Origin of the sequence: Porphyromonas loveana, from assembly GCF_003096695.1 — a bacterium.
Taxonomy (GTDB): domain Bacteria; phylum Bacteroidota; class Bacteroidia; order Bacteroidales; family Porphyromonadaceae; genus Porphyromonas; species Porphyromonas loveana.
Genome location: NZ_QEKY01000006.1, coordinates 50,632 through 62,297, shown reverse-complemented (window position 1 = coordinate 62,297; position 11,666 = coordinate 50,632). Strand labels below are relative to the sequence as shown.

The 11,666-nt window shown below is 47.9% G+C and carries 7 protein-coding genes and 1 CRISPR repeat array; of the genes, 3 read left to right on the top strand and 4 right to left on the bottom strand.

Annotation, left to right across the window (positions count from 1 at the left end; all coding sequences use genetic code 11):
• Positions 1–50: 50 nt before the first annotated feature.
• Positions 51–1,330: a CRISPR direct-repeat array (repeat unit 47 nt; unit sequence GCTGTACGATAACAACAAAGATACTAAATCTGAAAGCTATTCCCAGT).
• A gap of 1,310 nt (positions 1,331–2,640) precedes the next feature.
• Positions 2,641–4,338, top strand: a complete 1,698-nt coding sequence (locus C7382_RS04455; RefSeq protein ID WP_116679115.1) for a hypothetical protein — start codon at positions 2,641–2,643, stop codon at positions 4,336–4,338.
• Positions 4,339–4,487: 149 nt separating this feature from the next.
• Here C7382_RS04455 and C7382_RS04450 read toward each other — a convergent pair whose 3' ends face one another.
• The 4 genes from C7382_RS04450 to C7382_RS04435 all read right to left on the bottom strand — a co-directional run bounded on the left by C7382_RS04450 (position 4,488) and on the right by C7382_RS04435 (position 7,950).
• On the bottom strand, positions 4,488–5,387 hold the full coding sequence (locus tag C7382_RS04450) for a PepSY-like domain-containing protein (protein ID WP_116679114.1): 900 nt from the start codon (positions 5,385–5,387) through the stop codon (positions 4,488–4,490).
• Positions 5,388–5,418: 31 nt separating this feature from the next.
• Positions 5,419–5,859, bottom strand: coding sequence for a PepSY-like domain-containing protein (locus C7382_RS04445; RefSeq protein WP_116679113.1), 441 nt, complete (start codon positions 5,857–5,859; stop codon positions 5,419–5,421).
• 118 nt (positions 5,860–5,977) lie between these two features.
• Complete coding sequence (locus tag C7382_RS04440; RefSeq protein ID WP_116679112.1) at positions 5,978–7,261, bottom strand: sensor histidine kinase; 1,284 nt, start codon at positions 7,259–7,261, stop codon at positions 5,978–5,980.
• A complete protein-coding gene (locus C7382_RS04435; protein WP_116679111.1) occupies positions 7,258–7,950 on the bottom strand; it encodes a response regulator transcription factor in 693 nt (230 codons plus the stop codon). Before C7382_RS04435 ends, C7382_RS04440 begins: the two co-directional genes overlap by 4 nt.
• Positions 7,951–8,932: 982 nt before the next feature.
• On the opposite strand from C7382_RS04435, the gene C7382_RS04425 reads away from it, so the two are divergent.
• Together C7382_RS04425 and C7382_RS04420 are read left to right on the top strand one after the other, a co-directional pair.
• Positions 8,933–10,747 (top strand): BatD family protein, encoded by a 1,815-nt coding sequence (locus tag C7382_RS04425; RefSeq protein WP_116679109.1) that lies wholly within the window; start codon positions 8,933–8,935, stop codon positions 10,745–10,747.
• Positions 10,744–11,664, top strand: a complete 921-nt coding sequence (locus C7382_RS04420; protein WP_116679108.1) for an SH3 domain-containing protein — start codon at positions 10,744–10,746, stop codon at positions 11,662–11,664. The genes C7382_RS04425 and C7382_RS04420 overlap by 4 nt, the downstream gene beginning before the upstream one ends.
• Positions 11,665–11,666 lie beyond the last annotated feature (2 nt).

Below are 11,666 nucleotides of genomic sequence, written 5' to 3'. Positions count from 1 at the left end.
ATCTGAAAGCTATTCCCAGTGCTCGTATGAGCGGGTGGAGTACTTAAACTGCTGTACGATAACAACAAAGATACTAAATCTGAAAGCTATTCCCAGTACAGAGTATAATGATATATAAACGACCTCAGCTGTACGATAACAACAAAGATACTAAATCTGAAAGCTATTCCCAGTAAACCGCCACAGCGAACGAAACACATATTCGCTGTACGATAACAACAAAGATACTAAATCTGAAAGCTATTCCCAGTCACTTCCTTGTCTTTTAGATCGTCTATTATGCTGTACGATAACAACAAAGATACTAAATCTGAAAGCTATTCCCAGTGCAAACAGGTTGAGCTGATAAAGCTACGCCGCTGTACGATAACAACAAAGATACTAAATCTGAAAGCTATTCCCAGTGGTGGGGGTATGTGCGCGGATGGGTTTGCGGCTGTACGATAACAACAAAGATACTAAATCTGAAAGCTATTCCCAGTAGTGCGTTAAGACTTGCGTGTTCCGTTTTTGCTGTACGATAACAACAAAGATACTAAATCTGAAAGCTATTCCCAGTTGCAAGTAGGTCGTTCCGCTTGCTGTTTGCGCTGTACGATAACAACAAAGATACTAAATCTGAAAGCTATTCCCAGTTTGGCGGGTTGAAAATTATCCCTTATGTTTGGCTGTACGATAACAACAAAGATACTAAATCTGAAAGCTATTCCCAGTAGGTGCGCTATTCATTGAATAGCGGAAACTGCTGTACGATAACAACAAAGATACTAAATCTGAAAGCTATTCCCAGTCATCGATGCCGTTACCAATTCCGACCTGACGCTGTACGATAACAACAAAGATACTAAATCTGAAAGCTATTCCCAGTATCTATTGCGTACTCAATTTTCAGATATTGGCTGTACGATAACAACAAAGATACTAAATCTGAAAGCTATTCCCAGTCTCTGCATACGCTCGACACAAAGAACACCGGCTGTACGATAACAACAAAGATACTAAATCTGAAAGCTATTCCCAGTGGAGACAGATTGAAGTCGAGAGTTGATGCGGCTGTACGATAACAACAAAGATACTAAATCTGAAAGCTATTCCCAGTAGGCGAGCAATGATCGGCCATTTTGTAAAAGCTGTACGATAACAACAAAGATACTAAATCTGAAAGCTATTCCCAGTGCTTCTCAAACAAAATGTTCGTCAAGCCAGAGCTGTACGATAACAACAAAGATACTAAATCTGAAAGCTATTCCCAGTTATGTCAATCGTGTCACAGATGAATGTGTGCTGTACGATAACAACAAAGATACTAAATCTGGAAGCTATTCCCGGTAGTCGTCTGTCGTTGATAGGATAGAACTCACGGCATTGGACTTGCGTACGAATGCGCAAGGATAAAAACAGTTATTTTCAAGTTCACGCACATGTATCAGAGTCAGAAAACGGAGTTTTCATGTCCGTGTACATGTCCGCAAGAGCAAAACAGCATTTTCTATGTCGTCGCACGTATGCGACTTGCCCAATAACGGTTTGGCAAGGCGTCGAAGTTGTACAAAGAGTCCCATTAGCATTTTCCCAGTCTTCATTCGTTGACAATCAGCACAATAACATTTCGAGAAGGTATCAACGCTCAACAAAGAGCTGAGAAATCGTTTTTTGAGGCGTTGTTTACGAACAATGAGCCTAATCACACTGCTTTTGGATACATGACAGGCTGTAATGCATAGTAAATCATTTGCTTTTGAGTACATGACAGAGTATAATGCATGGTGAATCATTTGCTTTTATATGCATGATAGTCTGTAATGGCCATAAAAGCATTTGCTTTAGTAGTCATTATACCATGAAACTCCCTTTATGTACAGTATTTTTAGGCCTGTTACAGGCTGTAATGCACCGAAAACAAGTCGATTCTGAGTATTCGACTGGTGTGGATAGGCAGATTATCCGTTGTTGAGATGAAATCTCCTGATTGTAGATCGAATTCTCGGTTTTTAGGAGTGTTGCTCGTTGACAAAAGCGCAAATGAGCGTTTCCCGATGTCTTATTGGTCAGTATTCTTGCAGAAAAACACTTTTCACGAGTTTTGTTTGTCGTTTTTGGGCAGAGGGATGTGTTTTTGGCTCTTCGTGTGAGAGCGACGCTGATTTTTGCTCTTTTTCGAGGATTGAAAAAAAAGATGATAAATAGTGTCTATCTTCGCGAGCTGCTCAAGCGAGAATATATGCGTCTTTCGCTCCTACGGTTGTGCACCCCTCTACAACTGCGTCGTGTGTCAGGAACAGAATCATTATTGAAAAACGAATTGGAATGAAATTTTCTGCGAATCTGTCTCAGTTGTTTGTCGCTATTCTGGTTGTCATTTTTGCCGTTTGGTTTTTATAGACCTTATCAAGGCTTTTTTCTGGGGTTGCTGATTCTGTCCGTTCTTTACCGATGAGATCGCCTCTGTCCTCTGGGATGGGGGCCTTTTTGTGGGCTCCATGACGGAGGCATGAGTGCAAAGCCCAAAACGATGTTGTCAGTCAAGGTTTCACGGAGGGTGTGAGCGTCTTTTCGGGGCATATATCGTGGGAGAGCGGAGTGAAAGACGAATAAAAGTGGTAGCTTTGTCTTGATTTCAACATTAGATCAAGAAAAACAATGCTAAAGAAAATCTTTTCTGTACTACTCGTCTGCGTAGCAGCGGTAGCCATCTCTTCTTGCTCCGGCAAGTTGCGTCCGGTGACTGCGGACCTTGTGAAGGCTGAGCCTCAACCGCTTGAGGTGACAGGTAATAAGGTGCCGGTGACTGTGAGTATCTCTTTCCCTGCCAAGTGGTTCAACAAACGTGCCGAGCTCACAGTGAAGCCCGTGCTGCGCTATGCCACAGGCGAAACGTGGGGGCCTTCTTTCCGTTTTCAGGGCGAAAAAGTACTCGGTAACGAACGTACCATCAGCTATGCCAACGGTGGCAATGAGCAGCTTTCGTTTGCATTCCCCTATAAGCCCGCCATGGACAAGAGCGAGCTCTTCCTGACTTTCGAGGCTAACATCAAGGGTAAGCAGGTGAAGCTCCCCGATCTCAAGGTGGCTGATGGTGTGATCAGCACGGAGGCGCTGGCTTCGGCTCTGAATGCTTCGGCCGCCATTGCTCCCGATGCTTTCCAACGTATCATCAAGCAGGCTTACGATGCCAATATCATGTTCCTCATCCAGCAGGCCCAGATCCGCGCCCAAGAAATCAATAAGGGAGAGGTAAAAGATTGGAAAGACTTGGTGGCCAATGCCAAGGAGGCTCCTAACCAGAACGTGTCGGTAGAGGTGCAAGCTTATGCGTCACCCGATGGAGGCATCGAACTGAATGAAAAACTGTCGGAACAGCGTGAGAAGAATACGACAACAGCCCTGAAACAACAGTTTAAGAAAAGTAAGATCGAAGACGTGGAGATCAATGCCCACTACACGGCTCAGGACTGGGAAGGCTTCAAGCAGCTCGTTGAGAAGAGCGACATCCAAGACAAGGATCTGGTGCTGCGCGTCCTCTCCATGTATCCCGATCCCGAGCAACGCGAACAGGAGATCAAGAATATCTCTACGGTCTTCAGACAGTTGGCCGATGACATCCTGCCTCAGCTGCGTCGTTCACGCCTCGTGGCCAATGTGGAGACCATCGGTAAGAGCGATGACGAGATCAAGCGTCTCGCCGGACAGAACCCCGGCCGTCTGACGGTGGAGGAATTGCTCTATAGCGCCACACTTTTCGACACCCCCTCTCAGCAGGAAGATGTCTACAAGGTGGCTACGCAGCTCTTCCCCGATGATTATCGTGCCTATAACAACATCGGTATGATGCGCTATCGTAGTGGCGATCTCGATGGTGCCCGCTCATGGTTCCAGAAGGCTGCCGGCGTGAAGCCCAATGCCGAGACGGATATGAATATGGGTCTCCTGGCTCTGAACGAGGGTAATGCGGAGCAGGCTCAGCAATACTTCGGCTCTGCTGCCAATGTGCCCGAACTGGGCGAGGCTTTGGGGCTCCTCTATCTGCAACAAGGCAAATATGCACAGGCCGTTACCGCCTTCGGTAAGACGCAGAGCAACAATGCCGCCGTGGCACACATCCTCAACCGCGACTACAACCGTGCGCAAGAGGTGCTGAACGGCGTCAAGAATGCCGATGCCACTACTTACTATCTGATGGCTGTGGTAGCTGCCCGCACGAACAATCTGGATGGCGTGGTAAACAGTCTGCGCGAATCCATCAGCTTGGATCACAACATGATGAGAAAGGCTGCTACGGATCTCGAGTTCGCCAAGTACGCCAACGATGCTGGTTTCAAAAGCCTGATCCGCCTCTAAGGTTCCGGCAAATTTAGACCGCTAACGAATCAAAAAAGAGAGCTGCCTCGATCTCGAGGCAGCTCTCTTTTTTGATTTGTTATGCAAGCCTCTTTTTCCATGCGAGAACACGTGAGTATTCAGATTGCAAGAACAAAGAGGCCGCGGAGCTATTTATCGTCTATGTGAGCGTTGATGAAGTTGCCTTGCGCATCGAAGTAGAGATCGTACTTTATTTTGTTGTGACGGATTTCGACTTCGTAAGTCCCGTTAGACTCTCTTTCGATACTGAGGATCGTTGCATTCGGATAATGGGCATTGACATAGCTGATAATCAGTGCCTTGATATTCTCAGGAATGTCGTTTTCGTAGGCATCATCGTCGTAGTCGAAGTCATCTTCACCATCATCGATATATGTATTGATCCACTCACCCTTGTAGGAGAAGATCAGAACACGGTGTGCCGTGCCGTCGAGGATATCCACTTCGATGTAACCATCTTCCAGCTCATACTCCAAGACGATAGCATTGGGATAGTTGGCGTCAAGATAGGTTTTGATATTGGCCAGAGCGGTAGCCGATATGAGTGGACTCACGTACTGCGCTGTAGAGTTGTGATGTGGTTCCGTAATGGTTTTGATCAGTACACCGGCCGGAGTATAGTATAATTCCACGTCTAGTTCGCCTCTTTCCGCTTCGATCACGTAGAAGGTGGTGGTGCCGTCACGCTCTACCATATCGATATCTTCGACCACCCACTGAGCATAAGAACTTGCCTCGAACGCAGTGCGAACGGGTTGAGGTAAAGCACTATAGGGAATATCTATTTCGGTGTATCGCCACTTTGTGGCAAGGAACCATGCCTCTGACGGGGAGCCATTATTGATGAATTCAGCTACAAGATATTCGTCTTCTTTCTCCCACCTTACGTTTTGGGCATTGGGGTACATAGTCGCCAGTATGCGAGCCTCTTCTGCTTCGGGACTGAGCTGGCTGTTATCTTCTTTGTTACATGCAGTGAAAATACCTGCACAGAGTACCAGAGGTACAGACCATTTGAACAGTTTCATTTCTTTAAGTTTTTTGATTCTTACTTTATTATTAATCGTGGAAGCCTTTGAATACTCCTTTGAGGGAGAAGATCAGCTCCAAACCATTATTTAATTCTATCTCATAATCTCTGTTGTCGCGATCGATCTGAACAATGTAGGTGCCGGGATGTTGGGCCTCTACATGGTGTCGGATAGGAGTCGGTACGAGTTGTATGGGTACTCGGGAGTACTTGCAGTCGATCTCTTTCCACTCGCCTCGTCGGTCGAACTCGATCTTATTGCCGTCATTGAACACTACGTCATAGGACTTGCTGAACCAGTCGTTGTCCATCTTCACGTACGACACTTTGGCTCCCTCAAAGTGCTTGGCTATGATAGTCTGTGCTTTCTGTGGGATGCGGGTGAGTGCTACCACTTTGTCATTGCTGGCCCATGCACTTGAGAGTGTCAGCATGAGCATGAGCAGAAAAATTTTCGATTTGTTTGTCATCGTTATGTGCTATTTATGATTGTTTGCGTACAACAAATAACTGCACCGATGCTGAAATAAAACTGAAATTCTGATTTTTTTTCGGAATGTGAGAAAAAAAGAAGAATACTACAGCTCTCTACCCTTGCTTCCTGATGGAAAAGAGATGCAAACCTTCATCGAATGTATAAGAAAGATCGAGGGAGTAGGTTTGGCAAATGGATCGAGCAATGGATAGCCCGAGACCGGAAGAATGCTCTTGTGAGAAATCATGGTAGAAGCGTTCGAATATAACCCCTTCATCCAAAGGTGTATCCTTGCCCGTGTTGGCTATAGCGCAGACCTCAGCAGAGAGCGATATGCTGATTCGCCCCTCATGCGCAATGTTGTGTACATAGGCATTTTTCAGCAGATTGCTCAGCAACACTTTGGCCAACGTGGGATTCATCTCCAGCGTCATGGGGCCTTTTTCCTGCCATACCACGGTGACAGCACGATCGGCAAAGACCGTGTCGTATTCTTCTACGAGCGTATGCAATAGATCGCTTATGCTGATGGATTCTATCTCCGTAAACTGGCGGTTCTCGATCTTACTGAAGAGAAGCAGCGTTTTGTTGAGTTGTACGATGTGGTTGATGGACTGAATGGCCTTGTAGACGAGCTCGAGTTGCTGTTCACTGAGGTGAGGATCTTGCAGCAAGAGCTCGAGTTTGTTGCGGCTGATGGTCAATGGCGTTTGTAGTTCATGAGAAGCGTGGGAGATGAATTCCCGTTGACGCTCGAAGACTTCCACGTTATGGCGGGCGGTGTGCTGCATGACTTCATTGAGCCTGCGGAATTCGACTATGTCCGTTTTGCCGAGCGTGAGTTCGTTCAAGGGTTTATCTACGCGGAAGTGGCTTAACCAGTCCAATAGTTTATATAGCGAGCGGAAACTGCGTGATACGATCCAAGTGGTCACACCGATAGTGACGGCCAGCAGTAGCATGAAGAGATAGACGACAGATTGCAGGAGAGTCCCTTGCAAATCGGTTTTTTCGAATGTAGGAATGGATACTTTGAGTTCGTAAAAACTGCCATTGCCATCGCTGAACACGGTGCGCATTGTTCTGCACGGCTCCAATTCACGTCGTGCTTTCACATAGACCATTTCGTCGTAGTACTTGTCAGCTCCGAACTCCAATGCTTCCCGGAGGGTGATCTTACGGATGGAATAGGTGTTGTTGAGGTCGCTCTCGGGTGTAGGGAGCGGGTTGTCCGAAAGAAAATTGCGGATGATGTGCTCGGAGTAGTTTTCGAGCGAATCGTTGGTCTCGTCGTGGATCTCATCGACGATAACAAAGTAGAAGGCCACTACCCATACGGTAAAGACCGTCAGGAAGACAGCAGAGAGGCGCAGGATGATTCGCGTGGAGAGCTTCAACGGCTTTCCTCCTCTTTTTCTGTCAGTTTATAGCCAAACCCGTAGACGGATTTAATCTCTATAGAAGCACCCGCATCGTTCATCTGTTTACGAAGATTCTTGATCTGAGCATAGATAAAATCGTAATTATCGGCTTGGTCGATGTAGTCGCCCCACACAGCTTCGGCCAGGGCGGCTTTGTCGACCAGACGATCGGGGCGCGTCATCAGGTGATGCAGGATGTCATACTCTTTGCGCTTGAGCTCCAAAAGGCGATCCTCCACTCGTACTTCAAATTTATCCGGCGTCAGACACACGTTGCCCAAACGAATCTGCATGGCTCCGTTCGCCATCTTGCGCCGGATAAGCCCCTTGATGCGTGCGTTCAGTTCCAAGAGGTGAAAAGGCTTGGCCAGATAGTCGTCAGCTCCCAGTTCGATCCCCTGCACTTTGTCTTCGACGGCATCCTTGGCAGAGATGATAATGAGATTCTCTGTCTTGCCACACTTCTTCAGTTCTTCGAGGAGTGTGAGACCATTACCATCGGGCAACATGATGTCCAGCAGGATACAATCATAATCGTAGAGCATGATTTTTTCCAGCCCGTCATTCAACGTTCCGGCTACTTCTACGACATAACGCTCTTGCCGCAAAAACTCTTGTAGGGTCTCCCGCAATTCAAGCTCATCTTCGATAATCAGAATCTTCATCGTCTATAAAGTGCGAATTGATAGATCAAAGATAACACTCAGAAACTGAAATATTCTTGAAAAGTTCTTTTTATGATCATCGACATGCAATTCTTCTTTTTTAGGGGCCAAAAAAGTTTTCAACATCGAAGGTCTATGTGGATTTATTTAGATTCATTCCAAATAAGCGGTCTTTTGATGGTCGCTTGGGCTGTAAAACAAGATTGAAAATCGGCCTTCCCGTGCCGGATGACAATAATTGGAGAGTTAGGATATAACATTTATAAATATCACTTCTGATCTTTATAAAAATCGATTGTAACCTTTACGATATTGGAGTGCAAGATTATAAAGATGAGAAGTGAAAAAGCTAATTGTTTTGAGGGGTGAAAGCCCGGCTGAGAGTAATAAAAAAGAAGCACCCGTCGAGTTCGGCCACGAACTCGACGGGTGCCTGATGCTTTTTGCTACTTCTCTCGGGGGTGCTTATCTCATTCTATTCATAGTCAGAGAATGGGGTAAGGTCGGATACCGTGCCACTATATATCGAAAGAAAAAGGAGAAGAGCGGGAAGATTTCCGCTGTCCTTGTACATGAGTCTGTTGTTCATCATTGTTTTTGTTTACTGCATATTACTTTTAGCCCTTGTCTGTGCGCTCTGATATTCAGTCGTTTACATAGTGCAGAGCTCCTTGTCGATATGCAAAGGTAACAAAAAGGGGACTCGTCCTATCCTCCTTTGTGTGGTTGCTCCGATCCCGACCCATGATGTTTTTTGCTGTGGAAGGGAGATTGTGATGCTCTTTAGAGGAGCCTGGCTACATAATAGGAATTCAAGATACTAGCAAGATACTAGCAAGATACTAGTGAACAGTGTCTTCGCGTTAGGGTAAATATCAGCTATTTGCTGAAGTATGTGTATTTTAGCGAGCCATATTGGCGGTTAGACAATGGGGTGGAATGCCTTTTTCTGTCCCATGGCATACAAGAAAGACAGACTAGCATGACGATAAATAGATTGCGCTACATCCTTATTTCCCTATTCTTGTGCCTGGCTTGGTATGGACAGGCACAGGTGTCGTTTACGGTGCAAGCTCCGACAAGCGTGGCGATGGGAGAGCAGTTCCGAGTGAGCTTCACGCTCAAGAATGCCACCGGTACCGACTTCAAAGCTCCGGCGATGAGCGACTTCGATGTCCTCTTTGGCCCCGCCACTGCGAGGAGCTCCTCTACCTCGGTCATCAATGGCAAAACGACTTCGACGACCGCCGTCACCTACACTTATACACTTATGCCCAAGGGGACGGGCTCTTTCCGCATCGGGGAAGCTTCGATCCGAGCCAATGATCGTAACTATACGACCAAATCTGCTACCATCAAGGTGTTGCCTGCCGATAAGAAGGCTTCCGGGAAGGGGCAGGGAGCCTCTCCAACGACACGAGTGGATGCTAATAGCCTCTTCGTTCGCGCCATCATCAACAAAACAAGGGTGTACGAGCAGGAAGCCGTTTTGGTCACTTACAAACTCTATACGTTGCATCCCAATCTGCAATTCGAGCAGGTTAAATTCCCCGAATACGAAGGTTTTATTTCGCAAGATGTGGAAGATGATGCGGAGAAACAATACGCTCTGGAGAATTACAACGGGCGGAACTATCAGACGGCAGTCCTCCGGCAGTCACTTCTCTTCCCACAGAAGAGCGGTCGGCTGACGATACCCTCGGGGCACTTCCAAGTAGTCGTAGCCGTGCGTAGGGAGATTGCCGACATAGACGACTTTTTCAACCTGCAGCCCTACGAGAATGTGCGACGTACACTCACGACCAGTCCCGTTAACATTGATGTTACACCTCTGCCCGATCCCAAACCGGAAGGATTCGACGGAGCTGTCGGGAGTTATCGCATCTCGGCCTCTTTCGGCGCGCAACAAGCCAAGACCAATGAGGCTCTCACGCTCAAAGTAACCATCCATGGCAGCGGTAATATCAAGTTGATGGGCGACCCCAAGGTGCGTTTCCCCGACAGCTTCGAACAGTACGATCCCAAGGCTGAGAGCAGTCTGCGGGTGACGACTTCGGGAGCGGATGGCGAACGCACCATCGAGTTCTATGTAGTGCCGCGGCAGACGGGGCGCTTCTCCATTCCCGCATTTGGCATCACTTATTTCGATCCTGCTTCTCGTTCCTATAAGACTGCTTCCACACAAGCCTTTACCGTACAAGTGGCCAAGGGCAAAGGCGAATCGGCTACGATGAGCGGCAGCGGTCCTGACGGAATCAGGATGTTGGGGCAGGATATAAACTATCTGAAGACTGCTCACACGCATGCTACAACGGGTGTTGCCTCCTTTGCATTCTCGTTTCTTTATTGGGGCATTTATTTGCTACTCTTCCTCCTTGCCATTCTGCTACTCTTCCTCTATCGTCGTCGTATGAAGATGATAGCCGACGAAGCCGGTATGCGTTGGCGGAAGGCCAATCGGGTGGCGACCAAGCGTCTGCGACAGGCAGCCGCATATAAACAATCGAGCCGAGGCGACTTGTTCTACGAAGAAGTGCTGCGAGCCGTATGGGGTTATTTGGGCGACAAGCTGGGAATTGCAGTCTCGGAACTGAACAAAAACAATGTGGCAGACCGCTTGATGCAGATGGACGGCATCGCTCAGCCGTTGGTGGATGAGTTGCTCGGTGTGATAGAAACTTGTGAGTTTGCCCGCTATGCGCCCGACAGTAACGAACATGCTGCCATGGACGCTGTCTATGAGCGCGTATGCAGTATTATCGAACAGATTGATAACTCAAAATCACCGAAACGATGAAGGTACTTACACGACAGTTGATATCCGTTTGGACGCTCGTCCTGCTGTTGCCCTTGGGCGAGACCTTGTCTACACAGGCGCAGCAACCCGACACATCCGTTCGCCGTTCGGTATTCCTGCCCGTTGATTCGTCCGCGGCGCGATCCGAGGGAGGAGAAATTACTGTAGCCGATTCACTCCCTGCTGTACCGAAGCTGTCCGAGGAAGAGATTCGCAAACTGTACGGAGCCAAGCAATACGGCCGAGCCGCTGCTGCCTACGAACGTCTCTTAGAGGAGACGGCCGAGCCGGATGCTTCGTTGCTATACAATCTGGGCTGCTGTTATTATAAGAGTGGAGAGGTGGCTTCGTCCATTCTTATGTTCGAGCGGGCGCACCGATTAGCTCCTGACGACAGAGACATTCGTGCCAATCTGGAGATGGCACGCCTGAAGACCATCGACAAGATAACTGATAACGAAAGCATCGCCGCCAAGCTGTGGCGACAGGTGTGCTATGCCTTGTCGTTGAAGATGCTGGTGGTGCTGGGCATACTCAGCTTCTTACTTCTGCTGGGCAATGTGCTGCTCTTCCTGCTCGGTGGCAATAGGACGCTCAGGCGAGGAGGCTTCTATGCAGCCTGGGTGGGGCTTTTTCTTGCCATCCTCTTCAATCTGGCTGCTTATAACCGCAAGGCCGATTTCCAAGACGATAGCTATTGTATTATGATGGCGGCGCAAGCCAACGTGAAGAGCTCTCCCGACGAAGACGGGACGACGCTATTTGAACTTCACGAGGGCACGCGTGTTAAGATTACAGGGGAGGCCATCGGCGACTGGTATCCCATTGAGCTGGCCGATGGCAAGGAGGGGTGGCTGCCTGCGGCCGTCCTTACACGCATTAATGCGCCCGTGTCGCAGGTCGATTATTGTAGCTGAGT

Excerpts from the sequence above, each read along its gene's own strand:
- C7382_RS04455 (WP_116679115.1), top strand. The coding sequence starts at position 2,641 with ATGCTAAAGAAAATCTTTTCTGTACTACTCGTCTGCGTAGCAGCGGTA.
- C7382_RS04450 (WP_116679114.1), bottom strand. The coding sequence starts at position 5,387 with ATGAAACTGTTCAAATGGTCTGTACCTCTGGTACTCTGTGCAGGTATT.
- C7382_RS04445 (WP_116679113.1), bottom strand. The coding sequence starts at position 5,859 with ATGACAAACAAATCGAAAATTTTTCTGCTCATGCTCATGCTGACACTC.
- C7382_RS04435 (WP_116679111.1), bottom strand. The coding sequence starts at position 7,950 with ATGAAGATTCTGATTATCGAAGATGAGCTTGAATTGCGGGAGACCCTA.
- C7382_RS04425 (WP_116679109.1), top strand. The coding sequence starts at position 8,933 with ATGACGATAAATAGATTGCGCTACATCCTTATTTCCCTATTCTTGTGC.
- C7382_RS04420 (WP_116679108.1), top strand. The coding sequence starts at position 10,744 with ATGAAGGTACTTACACGACAGTTGATATCCGTTTGGACGCTCGTCCTG.